This window comes from Microbulbifer echini, from assembly GCF_041447225.1.
Classification (GTDB): domain Bacteria; phylum Pseudomonadota; class Gammaproteobacteria; order Pseudomonadales; family Cellvibrionaceae; genus Microbulbifer; species Microbulbifer echini.
This window is the reverse complement of the sequence record NZ_JBGMEL010000022.1, coordinates 22,302-48,852: the sequence shown is the minus strand read 5'-3', so window position 1 is coordinate 48,852 and position 26,551 is coordinate 22,302. Positions and strand designations below refer to the sequence as shown.

General features: G+C 55.0%; 16 protein-coding genes. 14 read left to right on the top strand and 2 right to left on the bottom strand.

From position 1 onward, the window contains the following. Positions 1-1,556: 1,556 nt before the first annotated feature. The gene (locus ACCI51_RS17520) at positions 1,557-1,988 is read right to left on the bottom strand and encodes a hypothetical protein (RefSeq protein ID WP_299586906.1); all 432 of its coding nucleotides are present in this window, start codon (positions 1,986-1,988) and stop codon (positions 1,557-1,559) included. A gap of 328 nt (positions 1,989-2,316) precedes the next feature. Then, complete coding sequence (locus ACCI51_RS17515) at positions 2,317-2,733, bottom strand: YbaN family protein (RefSeq protein ID WP_299586903.1); 417 nt, start codon at positions 2,731-2,733, stop codon at positions 2,317-2,319. A gap of 709 nt (positions 2,734-3,442) precedes the next feature. Between ACCI51_RS17515 and ACCI51_RS17510 the strand changes: the two genes are divergently transcribed. From ACCI51_RS17510 to ACCI51_RS17445, 14 genes are all read left to right on the top strand, one after another. Beyond that, complete coding sequence (locus ACCI51_RS17510; protein WP_371844709.1) at positions 3,443-4,585, top strand: 4Fe-4S dicluster domain-containing protein; 1,143 nt, start codon at positions 3,443-3,445, stop codon at positions 4,583-4,585. Continuing rightward, the gene (locus ACCI51_RS17505; protein ID WP_371844707.1) at positions 4,582-5,061 is read left to right on the top strand and encodes a cyclic nucleotide-binding domain-containing protein; all 480 of its coding nucleotides are present in this window, start codon (positions 4,582-4,584) and stop codon (positions 5,059-5,061) included. The genes ACCI51_RS17510 and ACCI51_RS17505 overlap by 4 nt, the downstream gene beginning before the upstream one ends. Continuing rightward, positions 5,058-5,894 carry an FAD/NAD(P)-binding protein gene (locus ACCI51_RS17500; RefSeq protein ID WP_371844706.1) on the top strand — a complete coding sequence of 279 codons (837 nt, stop codon included), beginning with the start codon at positions 5,058-5,060 and terminating at the stop codon, positions 5,892-5,894. The genes ACCI51_RS17505 and ACCI51_RS17500 overlap by 4 nt, the downstream gene beginning before the upstream one ends. After that, positions 5,870-6,688: an NADH-quinone oxidoreductase subunit B family protein gene (locus ACCI51_RS17495; RefSeq protein ID WP_371844705.1), complete on the top strand. Its 819-nt coding sequence runs from the start codon at positions 5,870-5,872 to the stop codon at positions 6,686-6,688. The genes ACCI51_RS17500 and ACCI51_RS17495 overlap by 25 nt, the downstream gene beginning before the upstream one ends. Further along, positions 6,685-8,010 carry a Ni/Fe hydrogenase subunit alpha gene (locus ACCI51_RS17490; RefSeq protein ID WP_371844704.1) on the top strand — a complete coding sequence of 442 codons (1,326 nt, stop codon included), beginning with the start codon at positions 6,685-6,687 and terminating at the stop codon, positions 8,008-8,010. Before ACCI51_RS17495 ends, ACCI51_RS17490 begins: the two co-directional genes overlap by 4 nt. Beyond that, positions 7,988-8,506 carry a hydrogenase maturation protease gene (locus ACCI51_RS17485; RefSeq protein WP_299586888.1) on the top strand — a complete coding sequence of 173 codons (519 nt, stop codon included), beginning with the start codon at positions 7,988-7,990 and terminating at the stop codon, positions 8,504-8,506. Before ACCI51_RS17490 ends, ACCI51_RS17485 begins: the two co-directional genes overlap by 23 nt. Then, complete coding sequence (locus ACCI51_RS17480; protein WP_299586886.1) at positions 8,488-8,760, top strand: hydrogenase/urease maturation nickel metallochaperone HypA; 273 nt, start codon at positions 8,488-8,490, stop codon at positions 8,758-8,760. Before ACCI51_RS17485 ends, ACCI51_RS17480 begins: the two co-directional genes overlap by 19 nt. Next, a complete protein-coding gene (gene hypF / locus ACCI51_RS17475) occupies positions 8,750-11,044 on the top strand; it encodes a carbamoyltransferase HypF (protein ID WP_299586883.1) in 2,295 nt (764 codons plus the stop codon). Before ACCI51_RS17480 ends, hypF begins: the two co-directional genes overlap by 11 nt. 6 nt (positions 11,045-11,050) lie before the next feature. Then, a complete protein-coding gene (locus ACCI51_RS17470; RefSeq protein WP_299586880.1) occupies positions 11,051-11,314 on the top strand; it encodes a HypC/HybG/HupF family hydrogenase formation chaperone in 264 nt (87 codons plus the stop codon). Further along, entirely contained in the window at positions 11,307-12,425 is a 1,119-nt protein-coding gene (gene hypD, locus ACCI51_RS17465; protein ID WP_371844703.1) for a hydrogenase formation protein HypD, read from the top strand. Before ACCI51_RS17470 ends, hypD begins: the two co-directional genes overlap by 8 nt. Beyond that, positions 12,391-13,428 carry a hydrogenase expression/formation protein HypE gene (hypE, locus tag ACCI51_RS17460; protein ID WP_371844702.1) on the top strand — a complete coding sequence of 346 codons (1,038 nt, stop codon included), beginning with the start codon at positions 12,391-12,393 and terminating at the stop codon, positions 13,426-13,428. The genes hypD and hypE overlap by 35 nt, the downstream gene beginning before the upstream one ends. Before the next feature lie 261 nt (positions 13,429-13,689). Continuing rightward, positions 13,690-16,425 carry a cation-transporting P-type ATPase gene (locus ACCI51_RS17455; protein WP_371844701.1) on the top strand — a complete coding sequence of 912 codons (2,736 nt, stop codon included), beginning with the start codon at positions 13,690-13,692 and terminating at the stop codon, positions 16,423-16,425. A 454-nt stretch (positions 16,426-16,879) separates the two neighbouring features. After that, positions 16,880-17,857, top strand: coding sequence for a universal stress protein (locus ACCI51_RS17450; protein WP_371844700.1), 978 nt, complete (start codon positions 16,880-16,882; stop codon positions 17,855-17,857). Continuing rightward, complete coding sequence (locus ACCI51_RS17445) at positions 17,854-26,502, top strand: GH36-type glycosyl hydrolase domain-containing protein (RefSeq protein ID WP_371844699.1); 8,649 nt, start codon at positions 17,854-17,856, stop codon at positions 26,500-26,502. Before ACCI51_RS17450 ends, ACCI51_RS17445 begins: the two co-directional genes overlap by 4 nt. Positions 26,503-26,551: the final 49 nt, after the last annotated feature.

Sequence of the window (26,551 nt, the reverse complement as noted above, 5' to 3'; positions counted from 1 at the left end):
TTTACGGCGCTTCAGATTGTATTCTGCTTCGGCAAAGGTGACTTGGTGCATGATCTATCGTAGCCTTGACGGATAACTGAATACTACCAAATTGGCTCGGAATTATTCAGAGGTTCCCTAGGAAACGTAATGCCGTGCACAGCCGCTCTTTGTTATGAATTACGTATATCATATATGCTTTTAATGATGTCACGTATCACCAACACGGCGAAATATATAAGGAATCCAACCCAGGTAATTAGATGCATCCAGAACCCTTGAGGGGCATCCTTAACAGAATAGTCATTGTGATTATGCTTTCCGAAGCCCATTATCTCACCAGAAAGATACCCACTGAGAACCAATCCCAGAATCACACAAAACATAATTAGTAAGACCAAACTAGCAAAAATCAGCCTTAATATTTTCATCTCTTTCATATGGCCAATACGGAGTCATAACATTTATATGGTGGCCGTCATGTCCACAGTCCACTTCCCTGCAATCTAACAAATTCATGTTTATTAGGAGGTTTTCCTGGATTTAAGGGCCTTTTAGAAATAAAAATCCGATTATCTTAATATGTAGGGCTTTCTCAAAAATAAAACAGCCTCAGATCATCTTTTATGGACTTCCAGAGGTGTTACATTGCGTCATAACATTTCCAGGGTTTGCGCTCTCGCATTGATGTGTATAGACCCAAGTAAGAAAAGCGTGCCATTATGTTAGACATTCCCCTCTGAAAGCAAGTAATTATGTGGGCTAAAGGGAGATTTGAGAGACTACCGGTTCAATACTAAAGTGCTTCTCATTTACCCAAAAGGAAGCTGGCAGGCTTATATCCACCCGATTGATTACACGAGTGAGGGCCGGGTGCTGATCTGAAAAGATTTGTTCTGTGCAGGTGTATCGATAAAGATTCTTCAACCAGTCCCCGGCCTTCTCTGGCGGAGACTATCCCTGCTCCGATAATTGTCTCAGTGTCTTTACCCCCTTCTGAATAACGCGCAACACAGCCATGGAGTGGTCTTGCTCCGTATCCAGCGGATACACCAGGCTTGTACATTTTGGCTTGAACGTATTTACCTATAGACACCTGCATTCTGTTCTTGACACCGTATGCGCCATTGATCGAGTGCGTGCACAAGGGCCTGGCAACTTGTTCGGGGCTTGCGTTTTTCAGTTGGTGATCAATTTGCACTTTCATGGCGAAATCGCACTTAGTGTAATTACGCGCTCCGTGCCGCCGCTGCAGCATCTGTCAGTGAGCGCTCTCCGCACTATAAGGGTTAGCTTGCGGGAAATGGTTTTGAGTGACTGAGTTGTTGCGCACTGGCTTGAGCTGAATAGTTCTGCCAGTTGAGAACCTCGATCTGGTATCGTTCTTTCAGGATCGGATGATTGGGGTGGGGTGGGGTGGATTCCTATGGAATTCCTGGCTTGTTTGTGGGGAAGCTAACCTACAGCCCGCTGGCCCTTTTCGCTAACGCCAAGTGTATCAACGGACCCCTTTTATATTTACAGGCACACGCTTACATCAATATCTGAGAGAAGCGAGAAATTAAAAGTGTTTTACGTTATTTTATATACCGAAAAACTTTCCGATATCTAAAGATAATAAACCAAAGAAATAAGGCAAGTGGTGTAATCATCAATACGGCCATTTGATTTTTTAATACAGCCATATTCATTGTGATAATCACTGTCCCCAACTCATAAATATCGGTAGCAATGATTACAGGCAGGAAAAACGTCCAAAATCTTACAGTGCCAATTTTTTTGGCAAAAGCTAATCCAAAGAGACCTACAAAATAAGTAGTGTAAATGATTAGACTCGCTATCAGCCACCAAATTGACTGATCGTACTCATTGTAGGCAAAGGCTTCATATTGAGATGTGACTTCTATCGGGACCAGAATCAGAAACAAGATCTTCCAGAGTACACTTGGCTTATAAATTAAAGGTTCGTTACCAAGGGCACTATCTGGGGCCCGGTAGAGTTCCTGCATGAAAACATCCCTATTGTTGTCACTTCGCCAAATATAACTGCGTCAAAAGGCCTTACCCTACTGGTTCAGGTCTATTAATACTCTCTTGTGGTTAGAAGCATATTGATGCAAGGGCGCCCCAATCAACGAGAGGGCGCAGAGGATATTCCGATCCTTGGTAAAGTCAACCAATTCATCCGCCATTTTTATGACAATGCGAAATAAAACTCGAAACACGGGTTTTTAGTCGAATTCATACCGGTTGCTCACCGTTAAGTTGTAAGCAAAATTAATCAATACCTATTAGGTGGTATGAAAGCGCAAAGCTATTTCTGCAGAGGGAGCGCCCTTATCGATTAGGCTCAGGCCTGCTCCAAACCCAGAACAATCCAGAAGCAATACCAGCAACGGCAAAGGATAATAAGTAAAGGTTGGCAATATGATGAACCGCCAAAGCCATAGACAATGCCATGGTTAAGGTGGCCAGCAGTTTGGTGCGCCGGCTAATATAACCACTGCGCCAGGTTCTCAATAAATGGCCAAAGAGATGGTGCTCTTCAATCCACTGGTGCAGGCGCTCAGAGCTTTTCGAGGCTGCCCATGCGCCGGCAACAATAAATACGGCTGAGGGGAGCCCTGGCAGGATTGCACCAATTACCCCGACAAGAATAAAGAGGCAGGCTAAGGCTCCCCAGATCCAGCGCAGCCACCCCTTTGCCAGCTCGGGGCCTTCCATGTCGGGAACCTCATTATTGCGTTCTTTCAACCTGGCATCTCCAGCCTGTTTAAGTAGCGTCCTTTGATTGGGAATATATCAAGAGTGAATATTGATGGCACTCGATTTTTGCTATCCGCTATCCGCTATCCGCCGATAGAGTTTGATACTAATTCCTTATGGTGGTTTTGAAATAAGCATACAGTGCACTTGCTTTTTTGAAAGGAATGGCTGAGTAAGCCCGTGGTTTTTATTGGATATTTGACAAATATCGAATCACTCACTAGCCAGATTATATTCAGCTCTATATTGACCAAAGCACCTGATCAATTAAACCAATATACCCCATGATTCTGCTTTCCGCATATTGGTTCGTACTGTCGATATAGGCATTAACATTCAAAGTGTGAAATAAATATATCTGCGCTTATTCAGGAGCACTCTTATTAACCGCCAAGCTCTTTGAATGTTTTTTTGAATCATTCAGAGTCCATTATCCTCGGCATTCCCTGTATAGAGCATTGAGAATATCTTCTCAGAGTAAAATACAGAACTCTGTTGTCTCCAAGGCCTTTCTGGCCCTTCAGTAGTCACTCGGTAATTCAAAACAGTAATCACCGTTAGCTCCCTACGCGACTGGGGGGTACTGCCTATACTTTCAATATTGTTCAAAATGACGACGACCTCAATACGCGGTGCATTGGTCAGACTAAAGATAGTAACGATGCCCAAAAATAACTCTGCATTTTTGATAAGCACTATGGATTATTTGCTGCATGCATCCGACCTGGAAAGACTGATCCAGGCGATCTCCAAAGATGGCTATCAGATCTTTGGCCCCACCATTAACGACAAGGCCATCACTTACGGAGAGATTAGGTCCAGTGCAGATTTGCCCCAGGGCTGGACCGATATCCAGGAAGGTGGGCGTTACCGGCTTAAACGCCGCACAGACAAGGCTTTCTTTGGCTATGCCGTAGGGCCGCATTCCTGGAAAAAATACCTGCAGTTACCGCATAGGCCGATCTGGAAAGCATCAAGGCAACATCAAGACATTGAAGTTATCGAAATACAGGAGACAGCTCCCAAGCTCGCTTTCCTGGGTGTGCGCAGCTGTGAACTCCATGCCATTGCCATTCAGGACCGAGTTCTTACCGAGGGAGACTATACCAATGAGAACTATCGTCAGAGGCGGGCACAACTTTTCACCGTTGCTGTGAACTGTACTTCGGCGGCAGCTACCTGCTTTTGCACCGCAATGAATACTGGTCCCGAAGTAAAGCTGCCCAGTGATCTGACCCTGACAGAGGTGATCGAGGGCGCAGCGCATTTCTTTTTGATCCGCAGCGGATCGGCGTCTGGCGCACAAATATTGAGCGAGCTTTCTTTACGCCCAGCGGGAATGCGTGAGAAGAACCTGGCGAACGGACGGGTGCAACAGCTGGATGAAGAGATGCGTAAAGGGCCACGCCATTTCGACAGCTCAGACCTCAAGGAGCTGCTCTATAGGAATCTCGACAATCCCAGCTGGGACAAGGTGGCCGAGCGATGTCTCTCCTGTGGCAACTGTACCATGGCCTGCCCAACCTGCTTTTGTTCGACGGTTGAAGATACGACCGACCTAAGTGGCGAGCATAGTGAACGCTGGGAGCGCTGGGATTCCTGTTTTACCGCGGACCTTAGCCATCTCACTGGTGGCCCGGTTCGCTCAGACACCCGCTCTCGCTACCGCCAATGGATGACCCACAAGTTGGCTACCTGGCAGGACCAGTTTGGCAGTTCCGGCTGTGTGGGCTGTGGTCGTTGCATCACCTGGTGCCCGGTAGGTATCGATCTCACCGAGGAAGTGCGCAGCATCCGTGACCTGGAGTGCAAACAAGCTGGAAGTCAGGAGCAACTGTGAAAACCATTGCCGATTTGTTGCACGAACACCCGTTCTTTCACGGCCTGGAGGAGCGTGATCTGCAGTTTTTAGCCTCGTGCGGAGAAAATTGTGTCTACCATGATGGGGATTACCTTGCGCAAGAAAACAACCCGGCTAACCATTTTTTCCTGATTCGCAGTGGCCGCGTCACGGTTGAGACATTTGTCCCCAATCGCGGTGCCCTATGCCTGCTCACCTTGCACGGCGGTGATATCTTCGGCTGGTCTTGGCTGTTCCCTCCCTACATTTCAGCCTTTGATGCCCGCGCTCAGGGAGATGTGCGCAGCTTGCGCTTAGGCGGCGAATGTTTGCGCAACAAATGCGAAGAAGACCCAAAGTTGGGCTTCGAGCTGATGAAGCGTTTTGCCAAAATTGCCACTGAGCGCCTGCAATCGGCACGTATCCAGCTGCTGGATATCTATGGCTCGCCTTCAGCTCAGAGCCATGCCACATGACGCCATCGATTTACCAAGTGATCCACCGACAAGAGGAGTTTGCGGGCACCTTCACTTTGCGCCTGCAGGTTCAGAGAAAGAACCGTACAAACCCACCAATGCGTTTTAACCCAGGCCAATTCAATATGCTGTATGCCTTTGGTACGGGTGAATCGGCAATTTCCTTTAGCGGATTGGCGTGCGGTCGTGAGCTAGAGGGGGAGGGCAGCATACTCATCCATACCATCCGGGCTCAAGGCAACGTGACCCGAGCCTTGGAGTGTCTGCGGGAGGGGGACGCGCTGGGAGTGCGAGGTCCCTTTGGCCAGGGCTGGCCACTGCAGAAGGCAAAGGGCAAAGAGTTATTGATCATTGCCGGCGGTCTCGGCCTGGCGCCACTGCGCCCAGTGATCTATGCCGCCCTGGAAGGACGGTTGGCTGCCAACAAGGTTCGCCTCTTTTATGGCGCTAGGCACCCCAGCGAATTGCTCTACCGTGAGGAACTGGAAAGTTGGGCCAAGCAGATCGAACAAGAGATCTCTGTGGACCACGGTGATGGTACTTGGCCTGGGCACATCGGGGTGATCACCGATCCTCTGCAAGCGGCACGAATAGATGGAGCCAATACAGTGGCTTTTCTCTGTGGCCCTGAAATCATGATGCGCTTTTGCATCCAGGCCCTGTTGCGCAAAGGCGTGCCGGCGTCGGCGATTTCTCTTTCTATGGAGCGCAATATGAAGTGCGCCACCGGTCTCTGCGGACACTGTCAATGGGGTCCAAACTTTATTTGTAAGGATGGCCCTGTGTTTTGCTATGAGGACATTCGCCCATGGCTGCAGATTCGCAGCTTATAGCTAAGCAGCCCCACAAGCCCAAACTGGCCGTGTGGAAATTCGCCTCCTGTGATGGCTGCCAACTCAGTTTACTGGATTGCGAAGATGAGTTGCTGCTGCTGGCACAAGAGGTAGAGATTGCCTATTTCATGGAGGCCTCCAGCGCTGCGGTGGACGGCCCCTACGATATTTCCCTGGTGGAGGGTTCCATCACAACTCCGGCGGACCTGTTGAGAATTCAGGAAGTGCGGCGCCAGTCAAACTTCCTGGTATGTATCGGCGCCTGTGCTACCGCCGGTGGTATTCAGGCCCTGCGCAACTTTGCCGATGTCAGTGAATTTACTTCGGTGGTGTATGCCCAGCCCGCCTACATCGACACCCTAAAAGAGTCCACGCCCATTTCCACCCACGTCTCGGTGGACTTTGAACTGCAGGGCTGCCCGATCAACAAGCTTCAGCTGCTCGAGGTGATTAGCGCTTTTCTGAATCGCCGAGCCCCCCAGGTGGCCCCCCACTCGGTATGCATCGAATGCAAACTCAAAAACAATGTTTGTGTGTGGGTCGCCCACGGTACGCCCTGTATGGGCCCCGTAACCCACGCCGGGTGCGGTGCACTTTGCCCCAGTTACAACCGTGGTTGTTATGCCTGCTATGGTCCCAAGGAAAACCCCAATAGTGACTCCCTGTGTCACTGGTGGGAGCAAAAGCTGGGTGCTAACAAGTCTACAGTTATAGAAAACTTTCGTAATTTCAATGCACTAGCGCCACATTTTAAAGAAGTTAGTGAGCATCGTGAGCGGGGGGATAAAGCTTGAAGGAGATACCAGCAAGCGGAAACAGTAAGACGATCAAAGTCGATTACCTAGCTCGGGTCGAGGGCGAAGGCGCACTTTTCATTCGCTACGACGACGACACGGTACACGATGTGCAGCTGAAGATATTCGAACCACCGCGTTTCTTTGAAGCCTTTCTGCGCGGCCGCGACTTTAGCGAAGCGCCGGATATTACTGCGCGTATCTGCGGTATCTGCCCGGTGGCCTATCAGATGAGTGCGTTGCATGCCATGGAGCGTGCCCTGGGCCTAGTCCCCACGGAGACCATAAGGGCCCTGCGTCGCATGCTCTACTGTGGGGAATGGATCGAAAGCCACATGTTGCATATCAGCATGCTGCATGCACCAGACTTCCTCGGCTACCCCAGTGCCGTTGCCATGGCAGGGGATCATCCCGATATTGTGCGGCAGGCCCTGGAGATCAAAAAAGCGGGGAATGCTCTGGTGCGCCTGATCGGGGGTAGGGAGGTCCATCCGATCAATGTGCGCGTGGGCGGGTTTTATCGGCTGCCCAGCCTAGCGTCCCTGCATGGGCTTCGTCCCCAGTTGGCCGAAGCCCGCAAGCTGGCCGAGCAGATGGCCCGCTGGGCCGCTCGCCTGCCATTTCCTCACTGCGAACACGCCTACGAATATGTCGCCCTATCTACCCCCAACGAGTACCCAATGAATGAGGGGCGAATTATTTCTAACCGGGGATTAAATATTACAGCTCAGGATTATGAAAAACATTTTCGTGAGGAGCAGGTGCCGCACAGCACCGCTCTGCACAGTGTGTTGATTGAGCGCGGGGCCTATCTCGTGGGGCCCATGGCACGTTACAACCTGAATTTTCCTCAACTCTCGGAGCCGGTGCGCCGGATAGCCGGGGAACTGGGATTTAAGCCGCCCTGTAACAATCCGTTCAAAAGTATTGTGCTGCGCTGCTTCGAAGTACTTTATGCTTTCGAGGAAGCCCTGCGTTTAATCGATCAATACCAGGCCGGTGGAGAACCCTACTTGACCGCGGAACCGCGGGCATCCAGCGGCTGTGCTGTCACCGAAGCACCGCGCGGGCTGCTGTATCACCGCTATAGCATCGACCGGGATGGCAAAATTGCTTTTGCTAAAATTGTTGCGCCCACCTCACAAAACCAAAAAACCATTGAAAATGACCTGCGCTTGATGCTACCCAAATTTATGCACCTCTCCGAGGAACACCTACAGGGATTGTGTGAACGCGCCATCCGCAATTACGACCCCTGTATTTCCTGCTCAACCCATTTCCTGCAGCTACATTTGCAACATGAGCAACGAGGAAGTCCCTGAGCGCTGGTTGCTGATCAGCCTTGGCAACCGCTACCGGGGCGACGATGGCGTCGGGCCCTATTTACTGGATAGGCTCCGCAGTCGTCTCGCAGGTTTGGTGGATTTCCTGGAGAGTGGGGGCGATATGGCTCGCCTGGTGGGCGAATGGAAAGGCCGGCAGGTCTGCCTTGTGGACGCGTTTCTCTCGGATGAGTATGTCGCCGGCAATTTGGTTCGCGTCAATATCATTGGCGACAACGATCTGGCGGATTTTATCGCGCCCAGTTTATGCAGTACCTCCAGTCATGGCTTCAACCTCGGCGAGGCTATTGAACTGGGCAAAATACTGCAGTCACTGCCTCGTCGCCTGGACATTTTTGCTATTTGCGCCGAGGACCTTACTCGCAGTGATCGCCTTACCCCCAAGGTGAAAACCGGCGCCCAGCGCGCCGAACAGGCAATAATCGCATTCCTACACGCTGACAACGGAGGTCAGCCATGCACGAACAGTCCCTGATTAAGAATCTGGTTGAAAAGATACAGCAGCTCGCTGCCGATGAGGATGCCAAAGTAATTGGCGCCAAACTGCGCCTGGGCGCACTTGCCCATATTTCCGCCGATCACCTGCGGGAGCACTTTGAGCAGGCAATTCACGGCACTCCCCTCGAAGGGCTGCGTCTCGATATTGAAGTGCGGACAGATATCCACCACATCGAAGCCCAGGAAATTATCCTGGAAAACCTGCAGTTCGAGGCCCGTGATGGGTATTGAACGCCGCCGTATAGCCGTTAGGGGGCTGGTACAAGGGGTGGGATTTCGCCCATTCGTCTATCGCCTGGCACTGAATTGTTCTTTAAGTGGATGGGTCGCCAACCACAGTGGTGGTGTGCAGATAGAGATTGAAGGGAAGGTCGGTGATATCGACCAATTTCTGCAGCGCTTGCCACTGGAGAAGCCGCCCCACAGTTTGATTCTCAAACTTAAAACCGAGGTCCTTGCGCCACAGGCGAGCACCGGATTCGAAATCCATGAAAGTAAGGTCGCTGCGGAACAGTCCACGCTCATGTTGCCAGACCTGGCTCCGTGTGAGCACTGCCAAACGGAGCTGCAGGACCCACAGAATCGCCGCTACCGCTACCCCTTTATCAATTGTACCCATTGCGGACCGCGCTACAGCATTGTCGATAAACTGCCCTATGACCGCGCCAATACCGCCATGTCGTCGTTCCCTCTCTGTGCGCAATGTCAGGATGAGTACAGAAACCCCGAGGATCGACGTTTCCACGCAGAGCCCAACGCCTGCCCACAATGTGGCCCACAGCTTCAGTTCTGCGATGCGCACGGTAAAGTGCTCTGTATCCAGCAGGAAGCCCTGCACGAAACGCTCACCAGCCTCGCCAACGGGCAGATTGTGGCCATCAAAGGCGTGGGCGGATTCCAGCTACTGGTGGATGCTAACAACGTCGATGCACTGCGGGCGCTGCGCAAGCGCAAGCAGCGCCCGCACAAACCCTTTGCGCTGCTCTATGCCGCATTGACGGCGGTCCGCAGGGATTGTCAGGTCTCCGAACTTGAAGCGAGCCTGCTGACATCGAGTGAAAGACCCATCGTGCTGCTGGAGGCCAAGCCTGGCGTCAAAATAGACGACCAGGTGGCGCCGGGCTCGCCAGAACTGGGGGTGATGTTGCCCGCCTCGCCGCTACATTTACTTTTGGCAGAAAAATATCGCGCTCCGCTGGTGGCCACCAGCGGAAATCTCGCAGAGGAACCGATCTGCATCGACAACACCGAAGCCCTGGAGCGCCTGGGCAAAATCGCGGATCACTTTCTTCTGCACGACCGCCGTATTGTCCGGCCGCTGGATGACTCAGTGCTGCGTGTGGTTGAAAACCGCCCGCTGATGCTGCGTCGCGCCCGTGGCTATGCTCCCCTGCCCATTACCCAGGCAAAGCTGTCACAACAGGCTATGGCACAACCTTTCCTGGCCCTGGGCGCGGACTTGAAAAATACCGTGGCCCTGTCGCACTCCGGCTGGATCTACCCCAGCCAACATATTGGCGACCTGGGCAGCGCCAGTGCCTTTGAGCGCTTTGGCCGTACCATTGAAGACCTCACCGGCTTGCAGCAGCGCCAGCCACATACCCTGATTCACGACCAGCACCCTGGTTATAGTTCCCACCGCTGGGCCTTGAAACAACGGGCTCCGCGGCTGGAAGTGCAACACCATGTGGCCCATTTCTTCTCCTGTATGGCTGAACACGGTCACAGCGGTGCCGCACTTGGGGTCTGTTGGGACGGCACTGGCTACGACAGCAGTGGCATAGTACGGGGAGGGGAATTTCTTTACTGGGACGGTATTGCAAAGGTCGAGCATATTGCCAGCTTGCGTACTTTCCCCCTGCCAGGCGGGGAAAAAGCCATACGCGAACCCAGGCGTGCCGCAGCGGGGCTACTCTACGAGATCTCTGGCTATATCGCCCTGCAACACCGGTTGCTCAAGTGTTGCTTTACCCGTAGCGAGCGCCGAAACCTGATCACCATGCTCGAAGGGGAAGTTAACAGCCCCCTGTGCAGCAGTGTGGGCCGCTTATTTGATGCGGTAGCCGCACTACAGGGGCTTTGCAGCCAATCCAGCTATGAGGGGCAGGCGGCCATGGCGCTAGAGCATAGCGCCCGCGGCATTCAAAATGGTGACAGCTACCCGTTCGCCCTCAATGCACACGGGGACCAATGGGAATTAGACTGGGCGCCCTGCATCAACGCCTTGATTCACGATGAGGGCCGGTCTCTGCCGCAACGGGCAGCTGTTTTCCACAATACCCTGGCGCAGATGATTTTGTCCGTGGCTCGCGAAATGGGTCAGCCTCATATTTTTCTCTCCGGCGGTGTTTTTCAAAACCGACGGCTTACAGAAAGTACCTCCACCTTGCTTCGTGAGCACGGGTTCACCGTACACAGCCACAGCCAGGTACCTCCAAACGATGGCGGTATTGCTCTGGGACAGTTGCACTATGCCCACTGTATGGCCGCTGCCGGGCAAACTTCGGAGGGCTAACCCAGGATGTGTTTAGCCGTCCCAGGCCTTATCGAGGATATCCACGACAATTCCCCCTTGCAGCGCCTGGGAAAAGTACGTTTTGGCGGTATTGCGCGTGAGGTCAACTTAACACTGGTCCCCGATGCCGGCGTTGGCGACTATGTGATCGTACATGTGGGCATCGCTATCAGCCGGATACAGGAAGAAGAAGCGGGCCGGGTTTTCCGTGACCTGGAAGCACTGGACAGAGCAAGCAATCAGGGGGGATGCGGTGAAATTTGTGAGTGAATACCGCCAGAGCGATAGCATTCTGAAAGTTGCCGCACAAATCCGCAAAGCTACCACCCAACCCTGGACAATTATGGAAGTCTGCGGCGGCCAGACACACGCTATCGTTAAAAACCGACTCGATCAGTTGTTACCACCAGCAGTGGAATTGGTACACGGCCCAGGCTGCCCTGTGTGTGTCACACCTCTGGAGCAAATTGATCGAGCCATCGCCATTGCCGCCCTACCAGAGGTAATTTTCTGCTCATTCGGCGATATGTTGCGAGTACCAGGCTCGGAGAGCAGTCTGCTCGATATCAAAGCCGGTGGGGCCGATATTCGCATCGTGTACTCGCCCTTACAGGCGGTAAAGATCGCCGAGGAAAACCCCGCAAAGCAAGTGGTTTTTTTTGCTGTGGGCTTCGAAACCACCGCAACCGCCAACGCCCTGGCCGTCACTCAGGCCCACAGCCAATCGCTGCAAAACTTTTCCCTGCTTGTCTCCCAGTTTCTGGTGGCACCGGCGATTAGATCCATTTGTTCCGCCTCGGATACGCGAGTTCAGGGATTCCTTGCCGCTGGTCATGTGTGCTCGATAACCGGGTACGAAAGCTACCGGCCTCTGGCGGAACAGTATCGGGTGCCCATCGTCGTCACCGGGTTTGAGCCCCTGGATATTCTCGAAGGGCTGTTGATGTGCCTGCGCCAGTTGGAGCGAGAGGAATGTCGCGTGGAGAACCAGTACACAAGGGCGGTGGATCGAACGGGCAACCGAGAGGCACAGGCGCTGCTGAACCGGGTGTTTAGGGTTTCTTCCCAACACTGGCGGGGGCTGGGAGAAATGCCTGCCAGTGGTTTAAAGCTACATCAAGCGTTTATTGGCTTAGATGCCGCGCAAAGATTTGCTCTGCCCGATATCAATCCGGTGGAGCAAAACCACTGTATCAGCGGCGACATTATGCTCGGCCACAAAAAACCACACGATTGCCCACATTTCGGCCAGGAGTGCCGCCCCGAGCGCCCCCTGGGTGCCCCCATGGTTTCCTCCGAGGGAGCCTGCTCCGCGTATTACCGCCACAGCCAACAGGTGAAAGCCAGTGAACATCCAATGTCCACTCCCAACAATCCATAGGGAAACTATTCGACTCGGACACGGCAGCGGTGGGGAGATGACGCAGCAGCTGTTGAGCACATATATCCAACCCCTATTTAACAACGCCTGGATCGATCAGGCCCACGACAGCGCAACCTTACCTTGGGGCGCCGATCGCCTGGTATTTACCACAGATTCTTTTGTAATTACCCCACTGTTTTTCCCCGGTGGGGATATCGGCAAACTTGCCATATACGGCACCGTCAACGATCTGGCCATGGGCGCCGCCGAGGCAAAATTCTTGAGCTGCAGTCTGATATTGGAAGAAGGACTGCCACTGGAAACCCTCAAAAAAGTGCTGCAATCCATGGCAGTCGCGGCGGAGGAGACAGGGGTAAAGCTGGTGACCGGCGATACCAAAGTCGTAGAGAGAGGCAAGGGCGATGGTATTTATATCAATACCAGCGGTGTGGGCATACTAATGGACGGTCAACCGATCGCCCCCAGCCGCATCCGCTCCGGCGACCAAATTCTGTTATCTGGCGATATCGGCCGCCACGGTATTGCCGTTATGGCAAGCCGGGAGGGCCTGGATTTCGAAAGCGCACTGAACAGTGATTGCGCCCCACTCAATAGCGCTGTTTCAGCATTGATACGAGGGGGAGTGACTCTGCATTGCTTGCGGGATCTCACTCGCGGTGGCCTGGCCACGGCACTGGTTGAACTCGCCGAAACCAGTGGCAGGGCAATTGAAGTGGAGGAAAGCCAAATACCCGTCGGCGAATCGGTGCAAGGGGCCTGCGAAATGCTTGGGCTGGACCCTCTCTATGTTGCCAATGAAGGCCGTTTTGTCGCATTTGTGCCAGAGGAATCCGTAGATTTGGCCAGCTCGATTCTGCGTGAAACTCAGGTTGGATCCTCCTGTGCGAAGATTGGGCGGGTCACCGACAAGACCGATGCTCAGGTAACCCTGAGAAACAACCTGGGATGTGACCGGCTGTTACAGCGCTTGCCAGGGGAACAGTTGCCAAGAATTTGCTGAGTCCGGCTGAATTCTGCGCTGTTCTCGCCCTGCGCCTGATATACCTACTTGGGGTATCTACTACTGGGGTACCTACTGGCTGAAGCCCTGGGCGGGCACTCTTTGATCATTAAGCACCCTCATTATCTCGATATCGCGCCGCTGGCGGCGCTTTACTGCGTTACTGGGTGAAGATCTTTTCACAGCCGGGACCCATGTACTTTTCTGACCATTGCTATTCTCTGGCAAATACCAGGGAAGGTAATCGAGTAAAGGTGATCCGTGCCTCAGACGAAGCCCGAAAAGAATTGGCACGCACTACCAAAAAAGGCCGTGCTCTCCGCGCTGGGCACATCAATGCTCGGGCTCAGCGAGCCCGAGGCGACAGCGCGGCTAGAAACCCATGGCCCCAACTGCCTGCCGGCACCTCCTCGCAAAAGATTACTGCGACGCTTCTTCTCACACTTCAACAATATTCTGATCTATGTGCTGTTGGCTGCGGCACTAATCACCGGTGTACTGCAACACTGGGTAGACACCGCGGTAATCCTTGCCGTGGTTATCGTCAATGCAGCGATCGGTTTCGCCCAGGAGGGAAAAGCCGAGAAAGCAATGGATGCTATCCGCCATATGCTGGCACCGCGGGCCGCCGTGATACGGGATAAGCAAAGGCAAACCGTGCCCGGCCGAAACCTGGTCCCCGGCGATCTTGTGTTCATTGAAGCCGGGGACAAGGTACCTGCCGATTTGCGCCTACTAACCGCCCACGGTTTGCAGATTCAGGAAGCCATTCTGACCGGAGAATCCCTCGCCGTGGAAAAACGCACCGACCCGGTAAGCATCGACGCAGCACTGGGGGACCGCTCTTGTCTGGCCTATAGCGGTACCAATGTCACTACTGGCCAGGGCCTGGGAGTGGTGGTCGCCACTGGCGAAGAGACCGAGATCGGCCACATCAGCGGTATGCTCGCCAATGTCCAACGCCTAACCACTCCACTGATTGAACAGATGGGCAACTTTGCCAAGTGGCTTGCCATTTTTATTCTGGCCGTTGCCGCCTTGATCTTGGCCTTCGGATTGTTTGTTTTACAGCACGATTTTGCCGAGCTGTTTATGGCCATTGTGGGTCTTTCCGTAGCGGCTATCCCAGAAGGTCTGCCCGCGGTACTGACGATTACTTTGGCCGTAGGAGTGCAGGCTATGGCGCGACGCAACGCCATTGTTCGTCGCCTTCCTGCCATCGAAACTCTGGGATCAGTCTCGGTGATTTGCACCGACAAGACCGGCACCCTTACGCGCAACGAAATGAGTGTTGCATCAGTGATCACTGGCGATGGCCAGCACTACACGATTAGCGGGAATGGTTATGAACCGCTAGGAGAGATAAAGCCGGCAGATAATCCCCAGTCTACTCCCAACCGCCTGCCACTATCTGAACTCGCCCATATCGCAGTCCTGTGCAATGACGCAGAGCTCAGGAAAAAGGGAAATACCTGGACAGTCGAAGGCGATCCTATGGAGGGCGCGCTGTTAACTTTTGCCGCAAAGGCGGGAATGGATGCTGCGCAGACACGGAAGTATTGGGCCCGCACCGATATCATCCCCTTTGATTCGGGGCATAAATTTATGGCCACTCTGAATCACGATCATGAAAACCATGCTCTTATCGCCGTTAAGGGAGCACCCGAACAGATTCTGACAATGTGCGAAACCTGTCGCATAACGGTAGGGCGCGACTCAGAACTGAAAGAAAACGATTGGCGAAGGTTGGCGGAAGCGCTCGCTGCACAGGGCCAACGTGTACTTGCCCTCGCCATCAAGACAGTGACGCCGGAACACACGGTTCTGGAACACTCGGACGTGCAGGGAACATTGACGCTTTTGGGTCTCGTAGGTTTGATCGACCCACCTCGCCAGGAAGCCATTGCGGCGGTGGCAGAGTGTCGAAAAGCCGGCATCCGGGTAAAAATGATCACCGGCGATCATATTGCAACCGCCAAAGCCATCGGGCAGCAGATCGGCTTGCTCTGCCCCAACAGGGCGATGACCGGTGCAGACATCGATAACCTGGATGACAAAACCCTGGGCGAGGAAGTACTGAAGACAGATATTTTCGCTCGCACCCGACCCGAGCACAAACTGCGATTGGTGGCTGCGTTACAGGCACACAGCTTAACCGTGGCAATGACCGGCGATGGCGTTAACGATGCACCAGCACTTAAGCGTGCCGATGTCGGCATCGCAATGGGTCAAAAGGGCAGTGAAGCCGCCAAGGAAGCCTCCGAGCTGGTCCTGGCGGATGATGATTTCGCCTCTATCGGCGCCGCAGTGCGAGAGGGGCGCACGGTTTATGACAATATAAAGAAGGTCATCAGCTGGACCCTGCCGACGAACGCCGGTGAGGCCTCAACCATTATCGTGGCCTTAGTTTTTGGCATGGTGCTGCCAATAACTCCCATTCAGATATTATGGGTGAACCTGATTACCGCCGTTACGCTCGGTATCGCACTTGCTTTTGAGCCCACCGAAGAAAACACCATGCGCCGCCCACCCCGACTTCGCAGCGAACCACTGCTAACGAATGTACTGGTATGGCACATCGCATTGGTAAGCATTTTGTTTCTGTGCGGTGTATTTGGGGTCTACACCTACGCCACCGAGCGGCAGTATTCTTTGGATATGGCGCGAACCATGGCGATGAACACTTTAGTGGTGATGGAAATATTCCACCTGTTCTTTATTCGCAACATGTATGGCACGTCGCTGACCTGGAAGGCCGTACGTGGCACCCGTGTAGTATGGCTTGCCGTGCTAGTGGTGTGTGCGGGCCAATTTGCCATGACCTACCTCCCACCAATGCAGAAAATATTCGCCACAGAGGCGGTATCATTTGCGGATGGAATACTGATCGTGGGTATAGGGGTAGTGCTTTTTGCCATCGTCGAGACCGAGAAACAGATACGCTTACGCCTTTTCAAGCACGCAGCGTTCAGCGGTTCACGCCTGGAGCCCGATTAAATACTCGGGATAAACCTTAAGGGATGGGATTACGCCAGTGAACTTTCCCCGGGTTCTAGGAGGAACCTGTACCTATCTTTACCAGACCTCCTCACCTTGAAACGGTTTTCCCCACAGCTACGTATTATTCTCATCGGCATTTAAATACCAGGCTGTCGACCCCCCAGGACGTACACCCGCCAGTGATATCACCAGAATCATTTCGAAACTGGCGTCGCGAATCAGCGACAGCCTTCATTTTCAGTTATGTGGTACCCAGATTCTCAGGTTGACACTAGAAACAACACCGTGCCCGGCAAGTTGAAATACCCTTGACCTTAGCCAGACTGAGCTGCGATCGCGATGCAAAATTCGCTTAAAAACCGGGAAAAATCGCAAAGCTAAAACCATCTGTCGCCAATTTCTTTGAGATTCATCGAATATCCATTGCCGGCCCCCGGCTGGGAGTACTGACATGCCGTTTAAACACATTTTACTTCCTCTTGACGGCTCCTCCATTGCCGAGGAGGCCATCGCCCATGCGGTGATGCTCGCACGCAACAGCGGTGCGAAAATCCATCTCCTGCATGTACAAATGTCTGACGAACAGAGTATCGATCCAGTGGATTGGCGCCTGCGCCGGGTGGAATTACGTAGCTACCTGAACCGCCTTGCCGAGCGTATCTCCGAAAAGGAAATTGCCGTAACCCAATCTGTAGTGGAGGGCCGCCCAGCCGAACAGATTGTCGAGTACTGCGATGAAATGGATATCGACCTGATTGTTTTTACCGCTTATGGCAAGGGAGGGGTTAGCCGCTTCGACTTTGGAAGCACCGCCCAAAAGCTGTTCAGTGGTTCGGGGCGCTCGTTCATCATAGTGCGTCCTGGTTTGAGACCACCGAATCAGGAAAACATGTCCTATCGCCGTATTTTGGTATCGATGGACGGCTCTTCACATTCCGAGTGGGTAGCCTGCCAGGCAGCTTCCATGATGCGCGGACAAGAGATGGAAATGATCCTGCTGCAGGTCATTGCCGTGCCCGAAATGCCTCGGCGTATGCCCATCACGCGCGAGGAACACGCCACTCGAGAAAAGTTTGTCGAGTGTAATCGCCGCGCAGGAGAGGCCTATCTGGAGGAAATAGCCCGACAGTTGGAAAACGGCATCAAAGTACGCCCACTATTACTTGTTGCCCAAAATGTCGCGGAAACCATTTATACCACCGCGGCTGATGAGGGGGTCAATCTGATCGCCATGAGCGCGCACGATTGGCAGACTGGTGAGCAACAGGTAACAGGCACAATTTGCCACACCGTGATGTCACACAGTGATCTTCCGGTGCTCGTATTCCAGAACCTACAAGAATCCCAGTTGCAAGCCCTTCGCGCCGGCACTGACGCCAGCCAAATTCGCCATCCGACTCTCCCGGTTAGAAATGAAGCACATCGATGAAATTGCGGTTTTGGAAAAGGAAGGATTCCGGCCAGGGGGACAAATTCTTTGTGCACCCCAAATCTCAGAAAACCACGCCCAAAACGGAGGCTGCCGCACAGTTAGAGAGCGACAACCCAAGCAGGGATAACGAACAGCAGCGCCTTGAAGATATAGCCGCACTGGCCAAGCGTCATCGCCAGCCCGCTCGCGCGGGTGGAGGTTATCGTTTGAGAGCCCATTTGCGGCAGCTGGAAAAACACTTCGAGAAAATATACCAACACCTGGCCGAACGAGTCGAAGCGGGCGAAAAGAGTACCCGCAGCGAGGAGTGGCTGTTGGATAATCGCCACGTGGTTCAGGAGGCTCTGCAGCTGGTGTGCGAGTCGTTGCCGGGGAACTACATAAAGCAGCTCCCCAAGGTTACCGCGCGCAATAAAAGCTCGGATTTACGAATCCATGCCCTGGCCAATGCCCTGATTATCGACTTCTCACAGCCGCTGGATATCCAATCCATTCACCAGTTAGTCGACTACTACCAGGAAGACGCGGTTTTAACGACTGGTGAACTCTGGGCACTGCCCGCACTGCTGCGACTTTGTCTGCTGGAACACCTGGCACAACGCGCCGAGGATGCGCTGGCGGGAAACGAAGAATTGGAGGAAGGACTCAGTGTCAGCATCGCCAGTGGCATTATCAGTTTACGGGAGCTGCGCAGTTGTAACTGGCGGGATTTTGTCGAATCCCTGAGTCGCGTAGAGCGAATTCTGTGTACAGATCCATCAACCGCCTATAGCGGTATGGACTTTGAAACACGTGACCGTTACCGGGATGTAGTTGAGAAGCTGGCCCGTGGCAGTGACAAAACCGAGCTTCAGGTTGCACAGTGTCTAGTGGATCTGTGCGCTGAGCAAGCGCCCAGTATGCGCACACGGCATGTGGGTTACTACCTGATAGACGAAGGGCGGCCTGAACTGGAAGCCGCGCTGGGATACCAACCGGGTTTCCTCGCGCGCCTGCATTGGCAGTTATTACACCGGGCGCCCACGGTGTTTTTTTCCGGGCTGGCGCTTTTCTCCATTCCACCGCTTCTCGCTCTGGCTATTTACTTGCTTTTCGGTGGGACCTCTAGCGCTTTAATCCTGCTGGTTGTAGCTATTGCTGTCGTACCTGTGGTCGGTATGGCCCTGGCACTGGTCAATGGCCTGATCACCCACTGCCTGCCGCCACGCCTGCTCGCTAAAATGGATTTCGCAAAGGGGATACCGGGAGAGTGCCGCACAGTGGTCGTTATGCCGGTACTGTTTGCTGATGCGGAGGATATGCAGAGAATTCTTGAGTGCCTGGAGATTAATTACCTCAACAATGGCGATGAGAATCTTGTATATGCCGTCCTCAGCGACTTCGCAGATGCCCATGCACAAAATGCCCAAGGCGATGATGAGCTACTGCAAAACGCGAAAGCCTCCATTGAGGCTTTGAATCAGCGCCATACCAATAGCGAGGGGAGGGCGCCCTTTCTCATGTTGCACCGCGAGCGGCGCTGGAATTCAGTGGAAAAGTGCTGGATGGGTTGGGAGCGCAAGCGCGGCAAGCTTATCGAATTCAACCATCTGCTGTCAGGTCAGGAAGAGCACAGTTTCACCGTTTGCTTTGGCGACCGCGAACTGCTGCAGGGTACCCGCTATGTGATTACGCTGGACGCCGACAGCCAGATGCCGCCGGAGACTGCGCGGCGACTTGTCGGGGCCATGGCACATCCGCTCAATCGTGCCGTCATCGACGATAGCTGTCGGCGGGTAGTCGCTGGCTACGGATTTCTCCAACCGCGAGTGGAAACCGATCCGGCCAGTTCCGATGGGACCGTATTCAGCCAGATTTTCTCCGGTGATCGCACAGTGGATATTTATACCCATGCGGTATCCGATGCCTACCAGGACCTGTTCGGTGAGGCCATATTCACTGGTAAGGGTATCTACGACCCCAGGGTTTTTTCCCAGACTCTGGCCGGGCAACTGCCGGAAAACGCCATTCTCAGTCACGATCTCCTCGAGGGTGCCATCGGCAGTGTCGGGCTCCTTTCGGATGCCATTTTCTACGAGCAGTACCCGTCCAATATTTTCTCCATGCTGCGCCGCTCGCACCGCTGGATAAGAGGCGATTGGCAATTGCTGTCCTGGCTGCGCAAGCGTGTCTCTATCGATACGGGTGAAAACGTCAGTAACCCTCTACCGCCTATTCAGCGCTGGCAGATCGTCGACAATCTGCGCCGCAGCCTGGATGCGCCCTGCCTTCTCGCACTTTTCCTATTAGCCTGGAGCGGTTGGTTACCGGGCCACCCCTGGGCCTGGACCCTGGGGCTGTTGTTTTTGTCATCCGCGCCGGTGTGGCAGGAATTGCTCTCGATGATATGGCGCAGCATCGCCGACCCCAGCCGCGCCCACCTGCACCTGCGGGGAGGTCCGGCAGCCTTACAGCAGCGCTTTTTACACTGGTTACTATCCCTGGTCCTTTTACCAGTACTGGCAGTCAATGCACTGGACGCGATAGTTCGTACACTGTACCGACTGGGTGTCTCTCACCGTCACCTACTGCAGTGGACCTCGGCAGCGCATGTGAATCGCTCGGTCAGTAGATCCCTAAGCGCCAGCGGCAGCTGGCGGGAACTGTGGGTATCCCCGGCAATTGCGTTGCTGACAATCGCCGGTCTTCTTTTTGGCGCGCCCGCCAATTTATTACCAGCAGCGCCTTTGATACTGGCCTGGCTGTTCGCCCCGCAGCTGGTGCAGCATATTAATCAGCCGCGTCCATTGGAGACCTCCTTCCTTACAGAAGAGGACAAACGCGAACTGCGCTTGTTAAGCCGCCGCACCTGGTTTTTCTTCGAACATTTCATGGGCCCAGACGACCACTGGCTGCCGCCGGATAACTACCAGGAAGAGCCGCTCGCAGTGCTGGCCCGGCGGACCTCGCCCACCAATATTGGCCTCGGCTTACTCTCCATCCTCAGTGCCTACGATTTCGGTTACCTGGATCTCAGCCTGCTATTGGCAAGGCTGAATAACAGCTTTGACAGAATGCGCGGGCTGGAGCGCTATCGCGGACATTTTCTCAATTGGTACGAGACGCGCGAATTGCGCCCGCTCAATCCGCGTTATGTCTCCACCGTGGACAGTGGAAATCTGGCCGGCAGCTTAATGACCCTGGCCAGTGGTCTGCAGGCGCTGCAAACTGAGCCTTTAAGCGGCCGCCAGTTGGTGTTGGGTATCACCGATACTCTCGATGCAATGGCGGAAACCCTACAGCCCGTCGATCCGGATTCCGCTTCCGATGACGTCCACGAGATCAACGCGCAAATTGCGCAGTTCCGCAAACGCCTGCAAGCTGGAGCGGAACACAATCGTTGGTGGCAAACCATCGATGATATCTACGAACGGGATGTGCCCTGGCTGCAGGAGCAGATGCTGAAACTGATTGAAGGTGATGAAAAGAATTTCAGCGCTGAGGCCCTGGGGCGCCTGCGCCAATGGCTCGATGAGTTGCACCGCCACGCCGTCGCAGCACGCCGATATCAGGAAGAGCTTGAACCCTGGCTGCGGCTGATGCAGTCACCCCCGAAAGCCTGCCGGGACGGCGGTGAACGGGTGACCGAAAGCTTCAACACCCTTAAAACCCTATTGAGTAGGCCCGTCTCACTCGCGACAATGGCGGACGTCTGCGCAGAGGCGAGGGCCCAATTGCAGCAGCTCCAGGCGCTCCTCATCGGCGGCGCTGAGCAACGGCAGGATGAAGTCATTGCCTGGTGCGACAAGCTGCACCTCGCACTGGTTAGGGCGCGGGAAAACGCTGACAACTACCTCCTCGACATCTCGGATTTGGCCACGCGCGCGCGCGCGTGGGTTGAGGAAATGGACTTCGGCTTCCTGTATGACCGCGAACTACACCTTTTCCATATCGGCTACAACGTCACCGATGCCGCTTTGGACCCCAATCACTACGACCTGCTGGCCTCAGAGTCGCGCCTGACCGGCTTCCTGGCGATTGCCAAGGGCGATATCCCCGCGCGTCACTGGCGTCACCTGGAGCGTCCATTCCGGCATCTGCACCGGCGAGTGGTGCTGATGTCCTGGAGCGCAACCCTGTTCGAGTACTTGATGCCGCGGCTGTTGATGGAAACCCCAGACCACAGTTTGATGGGGCGGGCCTGTCGCAATGCAATTGAGATACACCGCAAATTCACCGCTAATTTTGCCTTGCCCTGGGGTATCGCCGAGTCCGGATATTACGAGCTGGACAGCCAACTGCATTACCAATACCGCGCGTTTGGGGTGCCGGGCATTGGTTTTCGCCGCGACCTCGGCGAGCGTCTCGTCATTACACCTTACGCCTCCATGATGGCGCTGCCCTTCGACGCCGCCGCAGTAATGGAAAACCTGCGCCATCTGCGTGCCGAGGGCGGCTATGGCCAGTTCGGCCTCTATGAAGCGATCGACTACGGCCGTACCGCCAAGCCAATACCGCGCCGTGCGCGCACTGTGCGTTCTTATATGAGCCACCATCAGGGAATGATCCTGCTGGCGATCAACAACTACCTGCACGACGACATCATGCAGGCGCGCTTCCACAGCGATGTGCGTATCGCCGGTCTGACACCGCTGTTGCACGAGCGCGTGCCCACCGCGCGGCCCGCATTGAGGCCCTGGCAACAGCCCGGACTGCAACGCAGTTTCCACGCCGAAGGGGCATTGCGAAGCTGGTCGGCTCTGCCTGGGCGGCCCTATCCACAGTACAACTTGCTGTCCAATGGGCACCACAGCCTGCTGTTAGGGGCGGACGGTGCGGGGGGAAGCTACTGGCACAACATCGCTCTGACACGCTGGCAGGCGGATCCGACTAAGCACCAGTGGGGCCACTGGAATTATGTCCGCGACCTCGACAGCGGCGAACTCTTCTCCGTGGGCCTAGCGCCCTGTGGTGGCGATCCCGGCCACTGCATGACCAACTTCTCCCCGCAGAGCGCAGAGTTCCAACGCCGGGAATCGGATCTCTTCTGCCGCCTGCATATCGCCCTCAGCTCTCAGCATGATGTCGAAGCCCGTCGACTGGTCATCAAAAACGAGAGCGATCGTGAGCGCCACCTGCTATTGGCAGATTACGCAGAAGTGGTACTCGCACCAGAGCGCGAAGATCAACGCCATCCCGCCTTTGCCAAACTGTTTGTAGAGAGCCAGTACCTGCCCGAGGAACAGGTGATGCTCTATCGTCGTCGACCTCGCAGCAGTGATGAAAAGCCCATCTACATGGCCCACTGCGCATTGGTTTCCAATGCGGTGCATCACCGCCTGGGGTGGGAGACCGACCGAATGCGCTTTTTGGGGCGCGGTGGCTCACCCGCTCGCCCTCTGGCACTGGAGCATGGGATGGCCGGTTTCACCGGCACCACCGGACCGGTGCTCGACCCGGTAATCGCTTCGGCTCAAGAGGTAACCATACCGCCACAATCTGAAATCGAAGTGATCTATCTGACCGGGGCGAGCAAATCCCGGCGAGAGCTTCTTTCGGTGCTTCGCTCCTATCGATCGCGCCCTAAAGCGCGCTGGGTGTTCGACCTTGCACGTATGCAGTCGGAACAGGAGCTGCACAACCTGCACATTTCTCCTGTCGACGTACACTGGATGATGGATTTACTGTCGGCGGTACTGGCCCCCTCGGGGGGGCTCCGCCCGCCCTCCCGGGTCTTGGCTCACAGCCATCATATTCAGCGCTGCCTTTGGAGCCGGGGTATTTCTGGGGATAATCCGATACTACTGGTCGAAGTCCGCAGTGAGCCGGGAATCGATTTTGCCGAGTTGGTATTGCAGGCGCACACCCTCTGGAGTGGCCGCGGCCTGGCGATTGACCTGGTGATAATCGACGAGGATTCCGCCGGCTATTCTCAGCAGACTCGCGACCGACTGCAGGAGATGATCGCCGATATCCGTGGGCGCACTCTGCGTAAACTGGATGGCTCGGTGGTAATGGTACCGGGACAGGAACTGCCTGAATCTGACCGCATGGGCCTGCTGGCCGCGGCCCGCGTACTGCTCGATTCCACTGCGGGTTCTGTCGCCGCACAGCTTGAGAACAGCGCCTCAGCACTGCAGGCACAGCTACAGCCGCTACCGCCTTTCGTTCCAGTGCAGCCTGCCGACTATACGTCACTACCCACCCCCGTACTGGAGCGACCAAAGGACCTCTTGTTCGACAATGGTCTCGGCGGCTTCACGGCCGATGGCCGCGAGTACGTCCTGCATCTACAGGCCGGCAAAGCCGGGGAACCGGGCCAGCGGCCTCCAGCCCCCTGGGTGAATGTTATCGCCAATCCCGATTTCGGCTGCCTGGTGTCCGAGGGTGGCTCCTGTTGCACTTGGAGCGGCAACAGCGGGGAGCATCGGCTGACGGCCTGGAATAACGATCCGGTGCGCGATCCCAGCGGCGAAGTTCTCTACCTGCGCGACGAAGAGAGCGCTGAGGTCTGGAGTCCCACCCCAGCACCGCGCCCCGCCAACGCCGATTACCAAGTGCGCCACGGCGCAGGCTACACCGAATACCGCCATAACAGCCACGGCCTGGAACAGTCCTGGCATATCACCGTCGATCGTGTTGCCCCAGTCAAAATTGGGCGTCTCACCCTGAAAAATTGCTGGAACAAACCTCGGCGCCTGACAGCTACTTACTATGTGGAGTGGGTGCAAGGATTGACCCGAAGCGGCAGCTGGGCGCACTTGGTCAACGAATTCGTCTCCGAAAGCAATGCGCTGTTGGCCCGCAACGCCTTCGTCCCAGACGCCAAGCCCGGCGTGGCCTTCCTCACCGCCAGCCTACCACCCCACGGCCTAACCACAGACCGCCACGAATTTATTGGCAGCGCCGGAAGTTCGCAGGCACCGGAGGCTCTGTTTCGCATCGGCCTCACCGGCCGAGTGCAGAGTGGTGGCGACCCTTGCGCCGCCTATCAGGTCCATATCGACTTAGCGGCCGGCGCGACACAACAGGTGTTTTTCGCGATGGGGGAGGGTGTGGATCGCGCTCAGGCGCTGGCCTTGGCCGATGAGTTTCAGGACCCGAACAGAGCCGCAGATTCGCAGCTTCAGTTCGAGCAATTTTGGGAAAACTATCTGAGTTCCGTGCAGGTACAAGTACCGGATAAGGCCACCGAACTGATGGTAAACCGCTGGCTACCGTATCAGACCCTGGCCTGCCGCCTGTGGGGACGCAGCGGCTTCTATCAGTCCAGCGGCGCCTTTGGTTTTCGCGATCAACTACAAGATGTCCAGGCGCTCATGTGGACAGAGCCGGAATGGACCCGCCAGCATATTTTGCGCACGGCCTCACGACAGTTCCAAGATGGCGATGTACTGCACTGGTGGCACGAAAATCCTTTACGTGGTGTGCGCACCCGATGCTCCGATGACCTACTGTGGTTGCCCTTTGTCACAGCGCAGTACATCCGCACCACCGGCGACTACGCCATTTTGAATGAGCCAGTCACCTACCTCTCTGGGGCACCACTTGGGAAGGACGAGCACGAGCGCTACGCGGAGTTCGATAACAGTGACGAATCGGGCTCCCTCTACGAACACTGCTGTCGCGCCATTGAGCGCGCCGGAGCAGTGGGCCCCCACGGCCTGCCAGTGATCGGCAACGGCGACTGGAACGACGGCTTCAGCCGCATTAGCACCACCGGCCGCGGCGAAAGCGTGTGGATGGGCTGGTTTCTTCTGCGGGTTTGCCGCGATATGGCGCCTCTGTGCGACTATATTGGGGACTCCGCCCTGGCGGAATACTATCGCCTGCTGGGTGAGAATTTTCGCCAGCAGGTGGAGGAAAGTGGCTGGGATGGGGCCTGGTACCGACGCGCCTATTACGACGACGGCACTCCGATTGGCGCCAAGGAAAGTGATGAATGCCGAATCGACCTGATCGCGCAGACCTGGTCCGTACTCTCCCAGCAGGAACCAACCGAACGCGCACGCACCGCAATGGAATCCGCCGACAGGCATTTGGTCAACGAGGTCGCGCGACAAATACTGCTCCTCAAACCAGCGTTTAACCGCACTAAGAAAGACCCCGGCTACATCAAAGGTTATCCTCCAGGTATCCGCGAAAATGGTGGCCAATATACACATGCGGCCACCTGGGCGGTCTGGGCCGCCGCCGGACTAGGCCAGAGTGAACGTGCCTGGCACTACTTTAATTTGTTAAATCCGATTACCCATACGAACACACCTGCAGCCGTAGAGCGCTACCGCACCGAACCCTATGTGCTGGCTGGTGATGTCTACGGTGTAGAGCCTCACGTTGGGCGCGGCGGCTGGACTTGGTATTCCGGTGCTTCTGGGTGGCTTTATCGGAGCGCACTGGAGGCTTTATTGGGGGTAAAAATCCTCGACGGCGATCACCTTGTCATCGAGCCCTGTCTGCCTGAGTCCTGGGATAACTACCACCTGTCTCTGCGTTTTGGCGGCAGCCGCTATGCCATTGAAGTACAGCACTGCGGCGGGTGTCCGCGGGACATTGCCAAACTGACACTGGATAACGAAGAAATTTCCACCAATAAGATCCCGCTAATCGACGATGGCCAAGAACACAAAGTGGTTATGACATTCAAACCAACATTGCGATAGACAAAGACAGTCAATTCGGAACGCAGGGTGAGAGTTGTAGCCAGAAGTC

Coding starts and splice junctions, on each gene's coding strand:
- ACCI51_RS17470 (WP_299586880.1), top strand. CDS start 11,051: ATGTGTTTAGCCGTCCCAGGCCTTATCGAGGATATCCACGACAATTCC.
- ACCI51_RS17520 (WP_299586906.1), bottom strand. CDS start 1,988: ATGCAGGAACTCTACCGGGCCCCAGATAGTGCCCTTGGTAACGAACCT.
- hypF (WP_299586883.1), top strand. CDS start 8,750: ATGGGTATTGAACGCCGCCGTATAGCCGTTAGGGGGCTGGTACAAGGG.
- ACCI51_RS17445 (WP_371844699.1), top strand. CDS start 17,854: ATGAAATTGCGGTTTTGGAAAAGGAAGGATTCCGGCCAGGGGGACAAA.
- ACCI51_RS17480 (WP_299586886.1), top strand. CDS start 8,488: ATGCACGAACAGTCCCTGATTAAGAATCTGGTTGAAAAGATACAGCAG.
- ACCI51_RS17450 (WP_371844700.1), top strand. CDS start 16,880: ATGCCGTTTAAACACATTTTACTTCCTCTTGACGGCTCCTCCATTGCC.
- ACCI51_RS17500 (WP_371844706.1), top strand. CDS start 5,058: ATGACGCCATCGATTTACCAAGTGATCCACCGACAAGAGGAGTTTGCG.
- ACCI51_RS17485 (WP_299586888.1), top strand. CDS start 7,988: ATGAGCAACGAGGAAGTCCCTGAGCGCTGGTTGCTGATCAGCCTTGGC.
- ACCI51_RS17510 (WP_371844709.1), top strand. CDS start 3,443: ATGGATTATTTGCTGCATGCATCCGACCTGGAAAGACTGATCCAGGCG.
- ACCI51_RS17495 (WP_371844705.1), top strand. CDS start 5,870: ATGGCTGCAGATTCGCAGCTTATAGCTAAGCAGCCCCACAAGCCCAAA.